An 18,469-nucleotide genomic window follows, 5' to 3' on the forward strand; every position below is an offset into this window, starting at 1 on the left:
ACTAGACGATCACTTCAACCGAAGATTCGGGATCCTCAGCCAAACCAAGCTCCGAGGCGACAACGCGTGCCCGGGCAATGAGCGTGGGGACGATCTCGGCTTCCGGAACAGTCTCGACCACCTTGCCGCGGACGAAGATCTGGCCCTTGCCGTTTCCGGAGGCGACGCCGAGGTCGGCCTCGCGGGCTTCGCCGGGACCGTTGACGACACAACCCATGACCGCTACGCGTAGTGGGAAGCTGATGTCCTTCAGGCCCTCGGCCACGTTGTTCGCCAGCTCGTAGACATTGACCTGGGCGCGGCCACAAGACGGGCACGAGACGATCTCAAGCTTGCGGGGGCGCAGGTTCAGCGAGCGCAGAATCTCCTCGCCCACTTTCACTTCCTCGACCGGTGGGGCCGAGAGCGATACCCGGATCGTGTCGCCGATACCTTGGGAAAGCAGCGCCCCGAACGCGACGGCGGACTTGATCGTGCCCTGGAACTGGGGGCCGGCCTCTGTGACGCCGAGGTGAAGTGGCCAGTCTCCAGCCTCGGACAGGAGCTCGTAGGCGCGCACCATCGTCACCGGGTCGTGATGCTTGACCGAGATCGCGAAATCGTGGAATCCCGCTTCTTCGAAAAGCCGAGCCTCGTTGACGGCCGATTCCACGAGCGCCTCGGGGGTCGCTTTGCCGTACTTCTTGAGCAGACGCGGATCGAGGGAACCGGCGTTGATGCCAATACGCATCGCGGTGCCGTTGGCGTTGGCGGCGGCGGCAATCTCCGGAATGCGATCGTCGAACTTCTTGATGTTGCCTGGGTTCACGCGCACGCCCATGCCCGCTTCGATCGCGGCGAACACGTAGCGGGGCTGGAAGTGAATATCGGCCACGACGGGGATGTTTGACTGCTGGGCGATGACCTTCAGGGCGTCCGCGTCCTTATCGGTGGGGCACGCGACGCGCACGATGTCGCATCCGGCGGCCGTCAGCTCGGCGATCTGTTGCAAGGTGGCGCCGATGTCGTGTGTTTTCGTGGTGGTCATCGACTGGACCGAGACAGGAGCGTCACCGCCCACCAGGACGTCGCCGACCTTGATCTGGCGCGTCCTCCTACGAGGACGAAGCACGCTGGCCTCTTCCTTAACGGATGGGATTCCAAGAGCAACTGGTTCATTCACGCACACGATTATGTCACCTCTTGGCAAGTTTTACAGCGAGGTTCTCTCTCGGCCTGCGGGCTCTAGATCACAGGGTTGACGATATCGGCGACGACGAGCAGGAGCGTCATCGCGATCAGCGCGACAAACACGGCCTGGCTGAGGGGCAAAAGCCGCGCTGTGTCGAACGGCCCCGGGTCGGCACTGCCCCGCGCCTTGGCCCAGAGCCTGCGCGCGCCCTCGATGAGACCGGCGAGAATGTGCCCGCCGTCGAGCGGCAGCAGCGGGATGAGGTTGAAGATGAAGAGGGACATGTTCAGGCCCGCGACCAGCATGATCAGGTCGGCGAGACGATCAAGCCAGGTGTAGCTGTCAGCTGTCGCCGAGGTGATATTTCCGGCGATGTCCGCCACGCCCACGATTCCTACGACGCCGGTCGCGTCACGCTCGCCCGTCACAAGGCTAGATGCCGTGTTCCACAGTTGAATGGGGAGGGTGGCAACGATCTTCGCGGTGGCAATCGCCATGTCGGCGCTCGCGCCGAGGACCGTGATGACTGGCAGCCTCTGCCGATCGAAGCGCGGAGAGATGCCCGCATAGGGAACGGTCATCATCATGGGGCGGCCGTCCTCGCCGAGGACCGGTTTGCCGCCCTCCATCGCCTGGCGCTCGATCGGCACGGGGGTGATGACCACCTCGCGGGCCTGCCCGTCGCGCTCGATCGTTACGGTCACCGGCGAGGTACCACCCGCGGCGATGGCCGCAGAAAGCTCGGGCCACGTGGACACCTGGGTGGGACCCCAGGCGCGGATGACATCTCCCGGCCGCAGCTCCGACGCCGCCGCCGGGCTGGGTTCCTTGCCCGCGCACTCCTCGGCCGAGGTCGCCCCCACGCAGGGGCTGAGCGCGCCGACCGTCGTCGTAGGGGTAGAAACCCCGATTCCGGCCGTGACCACACCCAGGAGAAGGGTAGCGAGCACAAGGTTCGTCAGCGGGCCCCCGAACATCACTACCAGCTTCTTGGCGGCCGGTAGGCGCCAGAACGCCTGATGTTCCTCCCCCGGAGCCAACTCACTTGCCGACTCTTTGCGCGCCTCCTCGGCGAGCGTCGGACGACCAGCCTTGTGCGTGGGGGTACCCGGCTTGGCCGGGGCCAACATGCCCGCGATGCGAACGAAACCGCCCAAAGGAATGGCCTTGATGCCGTACTCGGTGCCGCCCCGACTCACCGACCACAAGGTGGGGCCGAATCCGATGAAGTATTGCGAGACCTTCACGCCGAATGCCTTGGCGGGGATCATGTGGCCCAATTCGTGGATGCCGACCGACATTAGCAGGCCAAGCACCAGGAAAAGGATACCGGGAAGCGAGCCCATTACAGCCCCAGGGCTGCGTGAGACGCCGATCGTGCCCACGCATCGGCATCCAGGACGCCTGCCAGGCTCATCTGCCCCGTGCTGTCGAAGGATTCGAGGACGCGCCCGACAGTATCCACGATATCGAGGTAGCCGATCCTGCCCGCGAGGAACGCCGCGACGCACACCTCGTTGGCGGCGTTCAGCACGGCCGGGTGAAGCGCCGACGCCGCGACGGCCTCCCTGGCCAGGCCGATGGCCGGAAAAACCTCCGCATCGTACGGTTCGAAGGTCCACGCCGTGGGCGTGTCCCAGGCACATGGCCTCGCCACCGTGTCAAGGCGGTCGGGCCAGGATAGCCCCAGCGCGATCGGCAGGTGCATATCCGGTGGCGAGGCCTGCGCAATCGTCGAGCCGTCGACGAATTCGACCATTGAATGGACCACCGACTGTGGATGGACCACCACGGTGATGTCCTGCGGGTCGATGTCAAACAGGAGCGCCGCCTCAATCAGCTCCAGGCCCTTGTTGATCAGCGTCGAGGAATTGATCGTCACCACCGGGCCCATCGCCCACGTCGGATGATTGAGGGCCTGGCTCGCCGTGACGTTCCGAAGATCGGCGCGGGATTTGCCGCGGAAGGGGCCGCCCGACGCCGTCAGTACCAGCCTTCGTACCTCGGATCGGCCGGTGACAAGACGCGATGTCAGGCCCTTCTCGTGTCGGCCCGACCCCAGCGCCTGGGCCAGCGCCGAATGTTCGGAGTCGACGGGAACGATCTGCCCCTGCCAGGCCATTGCGTCGGCAATCAGGCCGCCTCCCACGACGAGCGACTCCTTGTTCGCCAGTGCCAAGGTCGCGCCAGATTCGAGCGCCGCCAGCGTGGGGCGCAACCCGATGGAGCCGGTGATTCCATTGAGAACGACGCCGGATTCCTCGGCCGTGCCCGTCAGCGATCCGGCCAGCTGCGCCATCGCGTCTTCGCCGCAGGCAACCTCCGGCATCGGCTTCGTTCCCGCGATCGCAGACCAGGCGTGGGCAAACTCGTCCGCTTTATCGGCAGCGATGGCTACGCGTGGCACGTCGAATGTGGCGGCTTGGGCCGCAAGCAGATCGATCTGACCTCCGCCAGCCCCCAGGCCGCACACTCGGAACTGCCCCGGATGGGCAGCAATCACGTCAAGTGCTTGGGTGCCAATCGACCCTGTGGAACCGAGTAGAACGACGTCGCGCATTACTCGACCGCCATCAGCACCGTGGTGGCGTGGTCGAGGTAGACGTCCACCACCGTTTCGCGGTATGCCTTGCCGTCGCGTGCCTTGCCGAAGGTGGCCTCACGAATCTGGAGCGAGGTCAGGCCGGGCTTGCCGTCAAAATACTCCGCGAGCTGCTCAAGCAGGCCATCCACGTCTTCCTTGCGATAGCCCACCCCATCGGCGTCGGCGAAGCGCTCGCCAGCCGGGCGCAGAAGGCGAGGGTAGAGGGCTTGCGCCATCTCGTACGTGGTGGACAACCAGGTGTCCTCCCCCTCGTTATCCATGACGCGTGCGCGCTTGCGCTGGAGGAATGCGGCCTCGAGGCGGTCGAGCGCGGCGTCCACGAGCGCCGGGTCGTATCCCTTCCGCACCCAGTCGAAGGAGACGGTGCGAACGCTCTTTTCATCGATGCCGAGGTCTTCCTCGCCGGCGTAGGCGCGCTTGGCCCGTTGAAGGAAGTCATCAACCTGCGACGGGTTGTAGCCGCTCGAGAAGGAGCCAACGCGTTTGAATGTATGTCTCATGTTCTCCCCTAGTATCCTGCCGTCATAGCGGCGAGTTGATCAGCCAAATTCTCAGGTTCTGTGCGGTGCTCGGCGAGGCGGGCCTCCACCGCCTCCTGGGCCTTCTTAGCGCGGCGGGCTACGTTGTCCCGGTCGACCACTTCGGCTGCGAGCTGGCCGCATGCTCCGTCGATGTCGGATCCGCGCGTGTCACGGACCGTCGTCGAAATGCCCGCCTCCGTGAGAGTATCGACGAACGTTCGTGTCGCCACGTTTGTCGACGCCGTCCAAATACTTCCCGGCGTCGGGTTGAGTGGGATGGGGTTGACGTGCGCCCAGCCATGCCCGCGCGAGTTCAGCTCGGCGGCCAACAACTCGGCTCGCCACTTGTGGTCGTTCATGTCCTTAATCAGGGCGTACTCAATCGAGACTCGCCGGCCGGTTCGGACGAAATAGTGCCGGGCGGCGTCGAGTAACTCGGCCGTCTTGTAACGCGAATTGATCGGGATGAGATCGTCGCGCAGGCCGTCATCGGGAGCGTGAAGCGAGACCGCGAGCGTGACCTGTAGGCCCTCCTCGGCGAGCTTCAAGATCGCGGGGACAAGGCCCACGGTCGAGACGGTGATGTGGCGAGCAGACATGCCAAAGCCCTCAGGAGCCGGATCGATCATGCGATGCAGGGCACCGCGGACCGCCGGATAGTTCGCCATCGGCTCGCCCATGCCCATGAACACCACGTTCGTGATGCGCACGGGCTTACCCAGCGCGCCGGACTCGGCGAGCACCATATTCAGCCGGAGCTGCTCGATGATCTCGGCGGTGGAGAGGTTTCGCGTCAAGCCCGCCTGGCCGGTGGCACAGAACGGGCAGGCCATACCACACCCTGCCTGCGAGGACAAGCACAGTGTGGCGCGATCCGGGTACGCCATCAGGACGGACTCCACCACCGCCCCGTCGAACAGCTTCCACAGGACCTTCAAGGTGCGCCCGCCGTCGGCAAACTGTTCGGAGACCTTCTCCATCAGCGGCGGCAGAAGCTCGGTCACGATCGCATCGCGCTGAGCCTGCGGAAGATCCGTCATCGCCGCAGGATCAATGGTGCGGTGTTCAAAATAATGGCGCGAGAGCTGATCGGCGCGGAAAGCGGGGTAGCCCAACGCGCTCACCACCTCACGGCGTTCGGAGCGCGCGAGATCGGCGAGGTGGCGCGGTGGCTTACCGCGTCGCTTCTGCTGGAACGTGAGAGTCGGCCGAGGGCCGCTCTCTACTGTGGGCTTTACTTGCTTTTCCATAGGTCCTTTATTCTGCCAGCCAACGTCCGCGATTAAAACAGCCCGAACCCGGCCGCGAACAGGAGATAGCACACGGGCGCACAAAACAGGATCGAATCAATACGATCCAGCATGCCGCCGTGGCCTGGGAAGAGCGAGCCCATATCCTTCACGGTCAGGTCTCGTTTGAGTAAGGACTCGGCGAAGTCGCCCGCGGTGGACATCACTGCAGTCGCCACCGCGAAGGCCGCCACCCACGGCCATCCAAGATCGACGACGATGCCGACGAAGACGACGGCCACGGCCAGGCATGCGATCACCGAGCCGACGAAACCCTCCCATGACTTCTTCGGAGAGATGGAGGGCGCGATCGGATGCTTTCCAAACATGATGCCCGCCAGCCAACCGCCGGTATCGTTAGCCACCGGCAGGAGGATGAAGGCAGATATGACGAGCGCTCCGTGCTCCATCGCTGCCATCGCAACCGCGAAGCTGCCCATCAAGCCGATCCATCCCAGCGAAAAACACCCCGCAAGCGCGTCGGTAATGCCCTTCGCACGCGAATAGGCGTTCCACACGATCGCCACCGCGCACGTGACAAAGTAAATCAGCAGGGCGATGTTAAGGCCCCACACCCAGGTGGAGATCAGCATCGCGCTCTGACCAGTGAGCAGCACGAGGAGCGGAATCTTGAACCGACGCGCCAGAAGCGCCCCGGCCATCTCCCATTGGGCAATCCCAAGCGCCACCACGACGAGCCCCACGAAGACCTCGATGCGGATGAACAAGGACAGGGCCAACAGCGCCAGCAGAATCAGCGCCGTGGGAATTGCTGCTTTCAGATTACGGCCGGCCCGAGAGTGGGACTGCTGCGGGGGCTTGGGCGGACGTGGCGCAAGCCGCGAGACGATGCTCGCGGCTTGCGTAGAAGAAGAAACCATCCCTAGATCTCCATGAGATCTTTCTCTTTGCCCTCGAGGAGGACATCGGCTTGCTCGGTGAACTTCTTGGTCAATGCCTCGAGTTCCTTCTCTGCGCGATCGACGTCGTCCTCGCCAGCCTCGCCGTCCTTCTTGATGCGCTCGAGCGCATCCTTGGCCTTGCGGCGGGCCGAGCGGATCGAAATCTTCGAATCCTCAGCCTTGGAACGAGCGAGCTTGACGTATTCCTTGCGGCGCTCCTCGGTCAGGGCCGGAAGGTTGATGCGCAGCACCTGGCCGTCGTCGGTGGGGTTGACGCCCAGGTCGGCGTCGCGAATCGCCTTTTCGATGTCCTTCATCGCGGAACGATCGTAGGGGGTGATGATCACGGTGCGCGCCTCGGGCACGGTCACGGACGCGATCTGTTGCATCGGGGTTGGCGCGCCGTAGTAATCCACCATCAGCGAGCTGAAAAGCTCGGGGTTAGCACGGCCAGAGCGGATCTTGGAGAACTCATTGCGGAGGGCACCGAGCGCCTTCTCCATCATCTCCTCGCCTTCGAGCAGGGCTTCTTCAATCATGGGTTCCTCAGTTCTTTGTTACGAGAGTTCCGATATTTTCACCGCGCAAAGCACGGGTGACGTTTCCAGGTTCCACCATGCCAAAGACGCGCATTGTCATTCCATTATCTTGACACAGTGAGAAGGCGGCGGCATCGACCACGCGCAGGCCCTCGCGAAGGGCCTCGTCATAGGTCAGGTAGTCGAGCTTGACCGCGTCCGGGTTGGTGCGCGGGTCCGCACTGTAGACGCCGTCCACGCCGTTCTTGCCCACCAGCAGTTCGTCACAGCCGAGCTCGAGCGCGCGCTGTGCCGAGACCGTGTCCGTGGAGAAGTAGGGCATTCCCGCACCCGCACCAAAGATGACCACGCGACCCTTCTCTAGGTGACGGATAGCACGCAACGGGATGTATGCCTCAGCGACCTGGGCCATCGTGATGGCCGTCTGCACACGGGAAGGAACACCAGCAGTCTCAAGGAAGTCCTGGAGGGCGACGGCGTTGATCACCGTTCCGAGCATGCCCATGTAATCGGCGCGTGCGCGATCCATGCCAGCTTCCTGCAGTTCGGCGCCACGGAAGAAGTTACCACCGCCGACGACGATGCCAACCTCTACCCCGTCCTTGACCGCCTCGGCGATCTCGCCTGCGACACGGGTAAGGACCGACGTATCGAGCCCGACCTCTCCACCTCCAAAGACTTCTCCGGAAAGTTTGAGAAGGACGCGACGACGCGTCTTATCGGACTGAGCCATGGTTTCACCTTTCTACCGAGTGCTCCTCGAAGTTTACCGCATTCGGCCAAAGTTCGAATCACGCCCGAACAGCCGATCAAGTTCGCGTCGCTCGCGCTTGGTCGGCCGCCCAGTGCCCTGTTCACGTTGCATGACGGGAATAAAGATTTTGGGACGTTCAGGGGTGAGATCCTCGTACGCCTCGCGTGCCACCGGTGCACCAACCCGTTTGACCAGTAGCTTTTCCACCTTGAGGATTCTGTCCCAGCCTTGGACACGATACCTGACGACGTCCCCCACTTTTACTTTCGCCGCCGCCTTGACCGGCTCGTCGTTAACACGGACATGACCGGCCCTGCACGCGGCTGTCGCCGCCGAACGCGTCTTCGTCTGGCGCACCGCCCAGAGCCATTGGTCAATTCGCACGCTTTCCATAGTCCTAGTCTATCCACGACGCCGTCGCCCGCCTGGCGCCCACACTTCCCGCCGCCCCTCCAAGGCCACCGCCGCTGATGGCGCGAGCCGAGTGTACGGCGTCGTGAGACATGGTGACCTAGACAACTGCAAACCAGGTCCAAAAGTCCTACTCTATTTTCACAACGGCGCATTTTGCGCCTTTTTGTTTGCGAGGTCCTATGTCTACTCAACTCTCACGGCAGCCGAATCAGCCCGACGCCAACCCGCGCCACATCCGGGTAGCGGGATCAGATCGGATCTACGACCGCAACAAGCTCCTCATCGTCCTGCTCGTGCCGTTAATGATGACACTGCTCCAGGTCTCGTCAGTGAATAACGTCCTTTCGGCGATGGGACATGCACTTTCGGCATCCGACGCCCAGCTTCAGTGGGTCCTGTCGGGGTACGCGTTGGCCGTGGGCATCGTCCTCGTTCCGGCCGGTCGACTCGGAGATCTTTTCGGACGATCGTCAGCATTCGTGGCCGGTTTCGCGCTCTTCACGCTCTCCTCGCTCCTGGTCGGGCTCGCCAGCGACGCAACATTTCTTAATCTGATGCGCGTCCTTCAGGGCATCGGTGCAGGCATCCTCTCCCCGCAGACCACCGGGCTCATTCAGCGTTATTTCGTGGGCCAGGCGCGCGCGAAGGCCTTCGCCATGTTCGGCCTGGTCGTGTCAATGTCCGTGGCCGCCGGGCCGCTCATGTCGGGCGCCTTGGTCGCGATTTTCGGGGAAGATCGCGGGTGGCGTTGGTCGTTCATGATCAACTTCCCCATCGGCGTGATCGGCCTCATCTTGGCCTTCCTGTGGCTGCCGTTCGGCAAGGAGCGCCGCCACGTGGGCACCCACCGAGATAAGGCTCGCGCGGAGTACATAGAGATGCAGGCCGAGGAGGGCCACTTCTACGAGCGCCCGAAGATCGACCTCGATCCAGTAGGTATGCTTCTCTTGGCATTGTCCGTGGTGGGCGTGATGGTTCCCTTCATGTCGACGGGCTGGGCCTACGCTTGGACTCTCCTTCCGGCCGGAATCGCACTGCTCGTTGCCTGGGTGTTTTGGGAAAAGGCCTACAAGGTGCGCGGGCACGAGCCGATGGTTGACCTCCGCCTCTTCTCCATTCGCACCTTCTCGTGGTCGACGGCGATCGCATCTCTCCAGTTCCTCGGCTTGACCTCCGTCTTCGTGATTCTCGCGATGTTCCTTCAGCGTGGCCTTCAGGTCACCGCTCTCGACGTCGGCCTGCTCACGCTCCCCAACGCCCTTATGTCCGCCTACGCGGCGATGTGGGCCGGCAAGCGGGCCGTGCTTCAGGGCCGCGGCGTCCAAGTCATTGCACTATCCCTCATGTTTGCCGGCGTCCTGGGCGCAATGGCGATGGTGTGGGGCGTCGAGCACGGGCTGTCCTACTGGTGGCTCACGATCCCCGTGACCATTCTTGGATTCGGCCAGGGCGCGATGGGCTCCGCCAACCAAACCCAATCCATGCTCGACGTGCCGGCCGAGCACGGCGGAACCGCCGGCGGCGTGATGCAGACCGGCCAGCGCATCGCCACCGCCATCGGCATCGCCATGATCACCGCCGCCTTCTTCGTCAGCCAGCGCTCCTACGCGGGCGGTGCGGGCGGATGGTACTTTGCCGTCTACGTGGCCTACGCGATTATCTCCCTCATCATCCTGATTGCCCTCGTTCTTGGCGTGGCGTTCTGGCGTGAGGGCCGCCGGGCGGCTTAGGGCCTCGCCCGCGCTGTATTAAGGTGTGATTTGCCGCCCGGAATGTCCGGGGAGATTCAGGGGGTCGATGCATCATTTTTTAACAACTCGGCCAGTGTCTCACGTGGGGTCATTCCGTTCAAGACAACTCGGGCTCGGTCGTTGAGTTCGTCTTGGACGAAAGCGACTTCCTCGTCGGTGATGTCAGCGAAGTTAGTTCCCTTGGGGAAGTATTCACGAATATCACGATTCAGGCGTTCATTCGACGGACGCTGCCACGGGCTATGCGGGTCAGCGAAGTAGACCTTGATATTGGTATCGACCTTGAACTGGGCTACCTGCGCCATCTCACTACCTTGATCCCAGGTGATCGAGGAGAAGGCCTTACTGGGCAAGGTCTGAACCATCTGGGTCAGTTTCTCAATCACGGTCGGTGAATCATGGCTCACCCCAAGACGAGCGATCAGCAAAAACCGTGAAGAGCGCTCGACTAGGGTGATCAGCGCTGTGTGCTTGCCCTTACCACCACCGATAATTAAATCTCCTTCCCAGTGACCTGGCGTCAGGCGCCCATCGACCTCGTGGGGGCGCAAATCGATTGAAGCGCCCTCGACCCACGTCTTACGCCCGCGCCCGGGAGTGCCAGCAAGAGCAGAACGAGCAATACGCCGTTGACGACCCGAACGCAGTCCTTTCTCCCGTTTAAGCTCTTGCCGTAATGCCCCACCCCCGTGAACATACAAAGCCTGATAAATCGTTTCATGAGACACACGCATCTGCCGATCATCTCCATAATCATGACGCAAACGAACACTGATTTGCTGGGGAGAATAACGCTTATTTAACAGCTCAACCACCTTCTGACGCAGCGCCACATGGGTAGTAAGCTTGCCCGGCTTAGGACGAGAACGACGCTGATGAGCGCACTGATGAGCCCAGCGAGCATCATAAGAACCATCAGGAAAAGCACCACGATTAATCTCACGCGTCACCGATGACGGACTACGCCCCAAACTTAAAGCGATCTGCCGAGCCGACTTACCATCAGCTAACCCCAACCCGATCGCCACGCGCTCTTCAAGCGTCATACGCCGGCCTCGACCAACCCTGCCATTACCAACCCGGTCAACACTGGCCACGACCGTGGCCCCACCAACACGGCCCCGTTGCAAAACTTCAACCATAGGCCCCAACATAGCCTGTTTCCCACGAACCCAGTTCGGACTATGACCAACCCGTTTCGCGATCTCGGCAACCGGCAAGCCCTCAGCCGTCAACTGCCACACCCGTACCCTAGCAGCCGCACGAGCCTGCGCCGGCCCACCCTGCCCACGGACCAACACTAAACCCGCCCCACGAGCCCAGACCTGAACCGAGTGACAATTAACCTTCAACTCACGAGCAACACTTGCACACGAACGTCCAGAAGCAACCAAGGCCACCGCATGATCACGAAACGACTGCGAATAAGGCCGAATCGGCGATCTACCAACCATTCAACACACTCCAAAAAGTAGTGCATTGACCCCTGGAACCTACCCCGCATTTCAGTGCGGTACCGGCTACATTAGTACAGCGCGGAGCCAAGGGGTGGGCTTGCCCCGGCCACATCAGGCCCCAGCCTCTCACCCTTCGCGGTATTCAACCCCCATGCCGCCGCTAGGGTAGACCCATCGCAACGTGCCCGGATCGGCAACGGCAAGGCAGGTGCCACACTCGAGGCAACCGGCGAACTCCACCGAAATCGTGCCGTCGGCCTCTTCCCGGTAGACGTGGGCCGGACACACCGCGACGATGCGTTTGCTGGTACCGGTCGCCTTGGCCAACTCCTGGTTGATTTCGATGTGGGGAACGGCGTCGGTGTGGAAGACGTTTTGGGAAAGGCGGTCGTTGACCGAGCCCGGATCGAATGTCATGGATCCTCCTAGAGCGCCCGCAGGGCGCGGTAGCCGGTCTTGAGCAGGTCGGTGGCCTTAATACCCGATGAGCGCAGGGCGCCGATGGCCACTTTGGCGAGGTGCTTGCGCGGGGTGAGGTCATGGTTGTAGGCGCCGTGGAAGATATCTGCGAGGAGCGGGCCGGCCTTGGTGAACATGATCGGGTCGTTTTCTAGGAATTCTGGCGCGTGGCGGAACGTGTGCATGTCCTGCCCCACGAAGGTCTTGGCGTATTCCTCCGTGTAGGAGCGCAGGGCGAGGCGCGAATAGTCGCCCTTCTCGAGGGCGTCGTGGACGGCGGCGGCCGCGGCCTGCGCTGACCCGGCAGCAAGGTCCATCCCGCGCACAGTCAGACCGGTGTTGAGAGTGAAGCCGGCGGCGTCACCGATGAGGATCAGGCCGTCGTGGACGATGTCTTCCTGCATCGCTTTCCCGCCCTCGGCCACGAGGTGGCAGCCGTATTCGAGGAGCTCACCATCCTTGAGGAAGGGAGCGAGGTAGGGGTGTGAGAGCAGGTGGTCGTGGATGTCGGAAGAGGCCAGCCCGGATTCGGTGAGCTTATCCAGCATGAGCACGACGCCGATCGAGACAGAATCCTTGTTCGTGTACATGAATCCGCCACCCGGGACACCCATCGTGGCGTCCCCCACCAGCGCGTAGGCAGCGCCCTCGCCGTCGGTGAGGTTGAAGCGCTCCCGCACGGCCTCCTCGCCGATCCTGATCACTGACTTCACGCCGAGGCCGAGGTGTTTCGCGGGCTGCTTGGCACGCACGCCGGCGCCTTCGGCGAGGAAGGAGTTGACGCCGTCGGCGGCGATGACGATCTTCGCCGTCATCTCCTCACCACCGGCCTCGATGCCGTAGAAGTGCGTGTCTGAGCGCAGGAGCCGATCGACCTTCACGCCGCTGATGAGCGCGACGCCGGCCTCTTCCGCCTGCTGGGCAAGCCACGGATCGAGGTGAGCACGTAACACGGAGACGGCGTTGACGGGTTCGGCGAGCCGCTGATCCCAGTAGTCGATGTTGACCGCCGACGTGGCATTGAGGAAGCTGAGCGTGTTGCGCGTGATGACGCGCTCGACGGGCGCGACGCGGGCAAAATCGGGGAACAACTCGTCCATGACGCGACTGTAGAAGATGCCGCCGGAGAGGTTCTTTGCCCCGGGTTCGGTGCCGCGCTCAACGAGGAGCACCTCGTGCCCCTGCCGAGCAAGCAGCGTGGCAGCGACCGTGCCGGCAACGCCGGCGCCAACCACGATGACGTCGAAATCGTATTCCATGCCTGTCCCTCTCCCGGCGGTGGCGCCGACCCGCTCAGCCTACTTGAGTTCCGCAACCATCTGCGGCAGAACCTGGTAAAGGTTGCCCACGATGCCGTAATCGGCCATGTCGAAGATGGCCGCGGTTTCGTCATTGTTGATGACGACGATGTTCTGCGCTCCCCCGATTCCTGCCGTGTGGTGGATCTGGCCGGAGACACCTACGGGAATGTAGACCTCAGGGGCCACCGTGTGCCCGGAGACGCCGAGGTAGGAATCCCGGTCAAACCAGCCGTGGCCTTCCACGAGCGGGCGTGTACATCCGACTTCTGCGCCGATCGCATCGGCAAGCTCGCGCGCAAGGGCTAGGTCTTCTTCGTTGACGAATCCGCGTCCGACGCCGACGATGCGCGTTGCCGCGGCCAGGTTCACCGGGGCGCCCTCGTGGACGTTTTCCGCCGTGACCGTGACGTCGAAGGAGTCGCCGTCGAATTCTTCCTCGGCGACCGCGCCGTGCAACTCTTCTCCCTCGGAGACGAGCACGACGGCCGGGCCGTCAAACTCGACGGACTCGTTCACGATGCCACCGAAGCGCCCAACGGTCGCGTGACCAGCCGCGAGCTCGCGTACACCGCGTAGCACCGGCGCATTCTTGGCGGCGCTGATGGCTCCGGCGAGCGATCGCCCGGCGGGGTTGTTGAGTACGAGGACGACGTCGTTGCCCTCGGCCTGGACGGCAGCGACGACGGCCGGGGCCATCGCTTCGGCCGGCTTGTCGCCCGTGTCGATGCGGATGACACGATCCACTCCCCCAACGGTTGCATTCCCGACGACGACAGCCACGGTCTGCCCGTGGGCCAGCGCCACGAGCTGGGAAATCTCCGATTCGGTCGTAACAATCCACGTTGTCATTTACAGCACCCCATCCTCACGTAAAGCAGCGACAAGTTCCGCAGCCGTCCCAAACATCTTGCCCTTGCGTTCACGCTTGGCAGGGCGCTCGCGCCCCACCACATGAAGCGACACCGGGCCGGGTTCAACCTCTGCGGCCGAGAGAACCTCAACCGGCTTCTTACCCGCCGCCAGAATGTCCTTCATCGAAGGGACCGCCGGGGAGGTCGCGTCAGACGTCGTCGCGACGACGACCGAGCCGGTCACGTTCAACGTACGCGTGCCGCCCTTGATCTGTTGGGTGAGGACGTAGCCGCCTTCAGTGGGCTCCACATCCGTCACGTCGAGAATTGCGGGCCAGCCCAGGTGGCCGGCGATCAACGCGGGCATCATTCCGGCGGCCTCATCCACCGAGGAGTCAGCGGTCAGGACGAGAGTGGCGTCGCCAATCTTGGTCACAAGCTGGGCCAAAGCGGAGGCAACCTGCGTGGAAGACCAGGAGGCGACGGCATCGTCAGAAACAATGATGCCTCGGTCGAATCCACGCGACATAGCATTCTTGCGAGCCATCGCGGAGCCAACCTGGGAGTTTCCAACCGAGATGCCCACGAGCTGTGCCCCCTGGGCCTTGGCCACCCTGCTTCCCATCTCCATCGCAACCGGGTCCGACTCCGACACGGCAGCCTTCGCACGCGACCAATCGATAGTGCCGTCGGCTAAAACCTTGGCGTCCTGAGGATTGGGCACATACTTGTATGCCACAACAATGCTCACGTTGTTCTCCACTTCTTCTCTTTCGACGCTATATTATTCCGCGAGAGCGCGACGCGTTGAGTCTCTCGCCTGGCGGTTCTTCTCTCGGCGGAGATGAGCCGCACAGGTGAGACACGTGTGGGGTGCGATGAAACATCGCACCCCACAACGGTGATTTAGCCCTTACTCCTGGCCAACGCGGACGCGCTTGAAGCCCGTGATGGTGGCGCCGGCTGCCTTGGCAACCTGGCCAACCGAAAGCTTCGGATCGCGAGCGTAAGCCTGGTCAAGCAGGCAGATCTGCTTGAAGTAGCCCTTGAGACGGCCCTCGACGATCATCGGGACAGCCTTCTCCGGCTTGCCCTCGGCGATGGTCATCTCGGTGGCGATGCGACGCTCGTTTTCGATGTCGGCCTCCGGGACGTCTGCCTCGGAAAGGTAGGCCGGGGACATCGCGGCGATGTGGACTGCGACGTCGTGCGCAATCTCCTTGCCGGCAGCGTCCGTAGCAACGAGAACGGCGACCTGAGCGGGCAGGTCAACAGCGGTCTTGTGCATGTAGGACTCGATGTGCTCGCCTGCGAGGTACTCAACAGCACCCACGCCGAGCTTCTCGCCGATGATGCCGATCATGTTGTCGACGGCGTCCTTGACGGTGCCCTCCGCGTGCGCAGCAGCGAGAACCTCAGCGTTGGTCTTGGCGCCAGCCTTGACCGCGGCGGCGAGGATGCCCTCAGCGAAGTTGATGAACTTCTCGTTCTTGGCAACGAAGTCGGTTTCGGCGTTGACCTCGATGATCAGGCCGAACATGCCCTCGTCGTTGGTCCCGATGTGGGACAGAACGAGACCGTTCGAAGCGGTGCGGCCCTCGCGCTTTGCAGCAACCTTCAGACCCTTCAGGCGGAGCAGCTCCTCGGCCTTGGCGGTGTCACCGTCGGACTCGGCAAGAGCCTTCTTGACGTCCATCATGCCAGCGCCGGTCTTCTCACGAAGAGCCTTAATATCAGCAACGGTAAAGTTAGCCATTCTTAATCCTCCAGGACTTAGGCGTTGTCTTCGGTGGCCTCGGCCTCAGCCTCAGCCGGAGCTTCCTCAGCGTCAGCCTCGGTTGCTGCCTCGTCACCTTCAAGAAGCTCGCGCTCCCATTCAGGCATGGGCTCCTCGGCGTCCTTGCCAGCACCACCACGGGCAACGAGGCCCTCGGCGACGGCGTCGGCAATGACGCGAGTCAGGATCTCGATCGAGCGGATCGCGTCGTCGTTACCGGGGATGCCGTAGTCGACCTCGTCGGGATCACAGTTGGTGTCAAGGACGGCGCAGACAGCCATGTTGAGCTTGTGAGCCTCGGCAACGGCGAGGTGCTCCTTGTTGGTGTCAACAATCCAGATGGCCGACGGGACCTTGCCCATATCGCGGATACCGCCGAGCGTGCGCTCAAGCTTCTCCTTCTCGCGGCGCATCATGAGGAGTTCCTTCTTGGTGCGGCCGGAACCTGCGACGTCGTCGAAGTCAACGAGCTCGAGCTCCTTGAGGCGCTGGATACGTGCGTTGACGGTGGAGAAGTTGGTCAGCATGCCGCCGAGCCAACGCTCGTTCACGTAGGGCATGCCCACGCGCTCGGCCTGCTCGCGGATCGGGCGCTGGGCCTGACGCTTGGTGCCAACGAAGAGGATGTTGCCGCCATGTGCGACGGTCTCCTTGACGAACTCATAGGTGCGGTTGATGTCGTCAACCGTCTTACGAAGATCAATGATGTAGATGCCGTTACGATCGTTGAGGATGAAACGCTTCATCTTGGGGTTCCAACGACGGGTCTGGTGCCCGAAGTGGACGCCGGCTTCAAGCAGCTGGCGCATAGAAACGACTGCCATGGTCGTCCTTTCTCACAGCGCAGGAATCCTGCGCTTATATTCTCGGTTTCTTACCAACCACACCTTGTGATCAGCCCTGGTGCCCCATTCCGTACAATCCATAGGACCGATGTGCGGAAGACCTTGCGGCGAGCGAGCACGCGTAGTCTGCCAAAATTTGACAGCCTGACCAGTTTATCTGGCTCCCGCGGCGCTTCCAAGGCGAAATCTCACAGGTTTCGGTGGTGTTGCCTACATCATCGTGGGCGGATACGAGGCTGACAGGTGGCCGGTACGCGGTGCACAATTATCCCGAGCAGTGAGGAGTGGTATGGATCCCGAAGTTCTCTTCCGTATGGTGGATGTGGCCGGCGTGATCGCCAACGGAGTGATTGGCGCGTCGCTGGCTAGGGCCTTGGGCTACGATCTGATTGGCTACCTCACCTTGGGTATCTTGACAGCCCTCGGCGGTGGAATGATTCGCGATTCGCTCTTGGGGATCGGCTTCCCTGTTGCCCTGACCGACCCGTGGTACTTGGCGGGCGCGATCGGCGCCTCGGCCTTCGCCTATCTCGTTCCTCTCGACGGACCCTGGGCGCGACGCGGACTAACTCTGGCCGACGTTCTCACGCTCGGTTGCTGGTCTGCCACCGGCGCCGCGAAGGGTATTTCGGCCGGTCTTGACCCGATTCCCTCCATCTTCCTCGGCGTGATTACGGCGACGGCGGGCGGTGTCATGCGCGACGTCCTCGTGCGCCAGACCCCCGCAATCTTCGGCTCGAATCCGCTTTACGCCACCTTCTCGATCATTGCCGCAGGAGTGATGGTGATCTTTCAACGCCACGACATGTATCAGCTTGGCATGGGCACCGCAATCCTCATCTGCCTCGTCTTCGGTTTGGCCGCCCGCCGTTACCATTGGATCCTCCCGGTTCGCCAGATGAATATTCTGGCCGGCTCCAAGCGCATCCTTGATCGCGAGCGCATCCCGAACCTGCGCAAGCTTTCCAGCCGCCGTCTGTCCGAGAAGAGCCCCGAGAACTAGGCCCGTCCGGCTGGCTTGCGCCGCCGGTTGGCACCGTGCACTTTTTCCACACGACGCCGTTGTGCTACTTTCGTCCACAATCATCATTTTTCGGGCGTTTCCATGAGCGTCGATCTGTCAGTCTGGGTGCATGAAAAAGATACTTCTTGCTCTTGGTTTGATCTCTGGCGCGTTTGCCCTCGGCTCGCCCACCTTGACCGACGCTGTGCCGTCCCCCTTCCCCACGCGCGCCGTGGAATCATCCGCAGGCGCCTTGGAGGCGGTTTCGGGCACACCAGCGCAAGCTACAGATTCCTCGGTGCCAGCTACAAATTCCTCGGCCTCAGACACGAGTTCCTCGGCGCTACCCTCACGGCCCTCAAAAACGGCTCTAGGTAGCCCGAAGACGGGCGTGCAATATGAGTGGCCGTCGGGTCAGCAGGTGACGGTGTTGCGTCCCTTCAGTCCCGGGCCGAAAAATTGGCTGCCCGGCCACCGCGGCGTTGACCTAGCTCTGGCCAGCGATCAGCCCGTGTTCGCCGCAGCCGATGGCCGGGTCCTCTATGCGGGCCAGCTCAACGATCGTGAGTTGGTCTCGATCGAACATGCCGATGGCATCCGGACGACGTACGAACCCCTTCGGCCCGTGGTCGCGCGGGGCGACGTCGTCTCGCGCGGGGATCTTGTTGGATACGTCAGCGGTCATCACTGCGCGCCGTCGGCTTGCCTCCATTGGGGTGCCAAGCGCGGGTCGGATGACTATGTTGATCCTCTTTCGCTTCTTGTCCGTGGGCCGATTCGTCTCTACGAATAAGCCTTCAGCGGGCGCGTCCCGTGTCCGCGGGGCAACT

Annotated in this window: 19 protein-coding genes; 3 read left to right on the forward strand and 16 right to left on the reverse strand. The window is 62.6% G+C overall.

Annotated features, from left to right (window positions below; genetic code table 11):
- Position 1: 1 nt before the first annotated feature.
- The 9 genes from ispG to HLG82_RS06230 all read right to left on the reverse strand — a co-directional run bounded on the left by ispG (position 2) and on the right by HLG82_RS06230 (position 8,174).
- Positions 2 to 1,162, reverse strand: coding sequence for a flavodoxin-dependent (E)-4-hydroxy-3-methylbut-2-enyl-diphosphate synthase (gene ispG / locus HLG82_RS06190; protein ID WP_193326010.1), 1,161 nt, complete (start codon positions 1,160 to 1,162; stop codon positions 2 to 4).
- A 62-nt stretch (positions 1,163 to 1,224) separates the two neighbouring features.
- On the reverse strand, positions 1,225 to 2,487 hold the full coding sequence (locus tag HLG82_RS06195; RefSeq protein ID WP_255313835.1) for a M50 family metallopeptidase: 1,263 nt from the start codon (positions 2,485 to 2,487) through the stop codon (positions 1,225 to 1,227).
- A 29-nt stretch (positions 2,488 to 2,516) separates the two neighbouring features.
- Positions 2,517 to 3,731 (reverse strand): 1-deoxy-D-xylulose-5-phosphate reductoisomerase, encoded by a 1,215-nt coding sequence (gene dxr / locus HLG82_RS06200; protein WP_193326012.1) that lies wholly within the window; start codon positions 3,729 to 3,731, stop codon positions 2,517 to 2,519.
- Positions 3,731 to 4,276, reverse strand: coding sequence for a DivIVA domain-containing protein (locus HLG82_RS06205; protein ID WP_193326013.1), 546 nt, complete (start codon positions 4,274 to 4,276; stop codon positions 3,731 to 3,733). The genes dxr and HLG82_RS06205 overlap by 1 nt, the downstream gene beginning before the upstream one ends.
- An 8-nt stretch (positions 4,277 to 4,284) precedes the next feature.
- Positions 4,285 to 5,547, reverse strand: coding sequence for a dual-specificity RNA methyltransferase RlmN (gene rlmN, locus HLG82_RS06210; protein WP_193326014.1), 1,263 nt, complete (start codon positions 5,545 to 5,547; stop codon positions 4,285 to 4,287).
- 32 nt (positions 5,548 to 5,579) lie between these two features.
- On the reverse strand, positions 5,580 to 6,467 hold the full coding sequence (locus tag HLG82_RS06215) for a phosphatidate cytidylyltransferase (RefSeq protein ID WP_193326015.1): 888 nt from the start codon (positions 6,465 to 6,467) through the stop codon (positions 5,580 to 5,582).
- A gap of 2 nt (positions 6,468 to 6,469) precedes the next feature.
- Positions 6,470 to 7,027: a ribosome recycling factor gene (frr, locus tag HLG82_RS06220; protein WP_193326016.1), complete on the reverse strand. Its 558-nt coding sequence runs from the start codon at positions 7,025 to 7,027 to the stop codon at positions 6,470 to 6,472.
- A 7-nt stretch (positions 7,028 to 7,034) separates the two neighbouring features.
- Positions 7,035 to 7,760, reverse strand: coding sequence for a UMP kinase (gene pyrH / locus HLG82_RS06225; RefSeq protein ID WP_193326017.1), 726 nt, complete (start codon positions 7,758 to 7,760; stop codon positions 7,035 to 7,037).
- 33 nt (positions 7,761 to 7,793) lie between these two features.
- A complete protein-coding gene (locus HLG82_RS06230) occupies positions 7,794 to 8,174 on the reverse strand; it encodes an RNA-binding S4 domain-containing protein (RefSeq protein WP_193326018.1) in 381 nt (126 codons plus the stop codon).
- A 200-nt stretch (positions 8,175 to 8,374) separates the two neighbouring features.
- Between HLG82_RS06230 and HLG82_RS06235 the strand changes: the two genes are divergently transcribed.
- Complete coding sequence (locus HLG82_RS06235) at positions 8,375 to 9,925, forward strand: MFS transporter (protein WP_193326019.1); 1,551 nt, start codon at positions 8,375 to 8,377, stop codon at positions 9,923 to 9,925.
- A gap of 56 nt (positions 9,926 to 9,981) precedes the next feature.
- On the opposite strand, the gene HLG82_RS06240 is transcribed toward HLG82_RS06235, so the two are convergent.
- From HLG82_RS06240 to rpsB, 7 genes are all read right to left on the reverse strand, one after another.
- The gene (locus tag HLG82_RS06240) at positions 9,982 to 10,992 is read right to left on the reverse strand and encodes an IS30 family transposase (protein WP_193326020.1); all 1,011 of its coding nucleotides are present in this window, start codon (positions 10,990 to 10,992) and stop codon (positions 9,982 to 9,984) included.
- Positions 10,993 to 11,529: 537 nt separating this feature from the next.
- Positions 11,530 to 11,820, reverse strand: coding sequence for a ferredoxin family protein (locus tag HLG82_RS06245; RefSeq protein ID WP_193326021.1), 291 nt, complete (start codon positions 11,818 to 11,820; stop codon positions 11,530 to 11,532).
- A gap of 8 nt (positions 11,821 to 11,828) precedes the next feature.
- Positions 11,829 to 13,121 carry an FAD-dependent oxidoreductase gene (locus HLG82_RS06250; protein WP_193326022.1) on the reverse strand — a complete coding sequence of 431 codons (1,293 nt, stop codon included), beginning with the start codon at positions 13,119 to 13,121 and terminating at the stop codon, positions 11,829 to 11,831.
- A 39-nt stretch (positions 13,122 to 13,160) separates the two neighbouring features.
- Positions 13,161 to 14,012: an electron transfer flavoprotein subunit alpha/FixB family protein gene (locus tag HLG82_RS06255; protein WP_193326023.1), complete on the reverse strand. Its 852-nt coding sequence runs from the start codon at positions 14,010 to 14,012 to the stop codon at positions 13,161 to 13,163.
- Entirely contained in the window at positions 14,013 to 14,765 is a 753-nt protein-coding gene (locus HLG82_RS06260; protein WP_193326024.1) for an electron transfer flavoprotein subunit beta/FixA family protein, read from the reverse strand.
- Positions 14,766 to 14,927: 162 nt separating this feature from the next.
- Positions 14,928 to 15,770, reverse strand: a complete 843-nt coding sequence (gene tsf / locus HLG82_RS06265; RefSeq protein ID WP_193326025.1) for a translation elongation factor Ts — start codon at positions 15,768 to 15,770, stop codon at positions 14,928 to 14,930.
- Between the two features lie 17 nt (positions 15,771 to 15,787).
- Positions 15,788 to 16,615, reverse strand: a complete 828-nt coding sequence (rpsB, locus tag HLG82_RS06270; protein ID WP_193326026.1) for a 30S ribosomal protein S2 — start codon at positions 16,613 to 16,615, stop codon at positions 15,788 to 15,790.
- A gap of 310 nt (positions 16,616 to 16,925) precedes the next feature.
- Here rpsB and HLG82_RS06275 point away from each other — a divergent pair, with 310 nt between their 5' ends.
- Positions 16,926 to 17,639, forward strand: coding sequence for a trimeric intracellular cation channel family protein (locus HLG82_RS06275; protein WP_193326027.1), 714 nt, complete (start codon positions 16,926 to 16,928; stop codon positions 17,637 to 17,639).
- Positions 17,640 to 17,769: 130 nt separating this feature from the next.
- Entirely contained in the window at positions 17,770 to 18,432 is a 663-nt protein-coding gene (locus tag HLG82_RS06280) for a M23 family metallopeptidase (protein ID WP_193326028.1), read from the forward strand.
- The last annotated feature ends 37 nt before the right edge of the window (positions 18,433 to 18,469 follow it).

It is taken from the genome of Trueperella pecoris, from assembly GCF_014926385.1.
In the GTDB taxonomy this organism is placed as follows: Bacteria; Actinomycetota; Actinomycetes; order Actinomycetales; family Actinomycetaceae; genus Trueperella; species Trueperella pecoris.

Coding starts and splice junctions, on each gene's coding strand:
- HLG82_RS06205 (WP_193326013.1), bottom strand. CDS start 4,276: ATGAGACATACATTCAAACGCGTTGGCTCCTTCTCGAGCGGCTACAAC.
- HLG82_RS06255 (WP_193326023.1), bottom strand. CDS start 14,012: ATGACAACGTGGATTGTTACGACCGAATCGGAGATTTCCCAGCTCGTG.
- HLG82_RS06235 (WP_193326019.1), top strand. CDS start 8,375: ATGTCTACTCAACTCTCACGGCAGCCGAATCAGCCCGACGCCAACCCG.
- tsf (WP_193326025.1), bottom strand. CDS start 15,770: ATGGCTAACTTTACCGTTGCTGATATTAAGGCTCTTCGTGAGAAGACC.
- HLG82_RS06245 (WP_193326021.1), bottom strand. CDS start 11,820: ATGACATTCGATCCGGGCTCGGTCAACGACCGCCTTTCCCAAAACGTC.
- HLG82_RS06275 (WP_193326027.1), top strand. CDS start 16,926: ATGGATCCCGAAGTTCTCTTCCGTATGGTGGATGTGGCCGGCGTGATC.
- HLG82_RS06215 (WP_193326015.1), bottom strand. CDS start 6,467: ATGGTTTCTTCTTCTACGCAAGCCGCGAGCATCGTCTCGCGGCTTGCG.
- pyrH (WP_193326017.1), bottom strand. CDS start 7,760: ATGGCTCAGTCCGATAAGACGCGTCGTCGCGTCCTTCTCAAACTTTCC.
- HLG82_RS06280 (WP_193326028.1), top strand. CDS start 17,770: ATGAAAAAGATACTTCTTGCTCTTGGTTTGATCTCTGGCGCGTTTGCC.
- rlmN (WP_193326014.1), bottom strand. CDS start 5,547: ATGGAAAAGCAAGTAAAGCCCACAGTAGAGAGCGGCCCTCGGCCGACT.
- frr (WP_193326016.1), bottom strand. CDS start 7,027: ATGATTGAAGAAGCCCTGCTCGAAGGCGAGGAGATGATGGAGAAGGCG.
- HLG82_RS06250 (WP_193326022.1), bottom strand. CDS start 13,121: ATGGAATACGATTTCGACGTCATCGTGGTTGGCGCCGGCGTTGCCGGC.
- HLG82_RS06240 (WP_193326020.1), bottom strand. CDS start 10,992: ATGACGCTTGAAGAGCGCGTGGCGATCGGGTTGGGGTTAGCTGATGGT.
- HLG82_RS06230 (WP_193326018.1), bottom strand. CDS start 8,174: ATGGAAAGCGTGCGAATTGACCAATGGCTCTGGGCGGTGCGCCAGACG.
- rpsB (WP_193326026.1), bottom strand. CDS start 16,615: ATGGCAGTCGTTTCTATGCGCCAGCTGCTTGAAGCCGGCGTCCACTTC.
- dxr (WP_193326012.1), bottom strand. CDS start 3,731: ATGCGCGACGTCGTTCTACTCGGTTCCACAGGGTCGATTGGCACCCAA.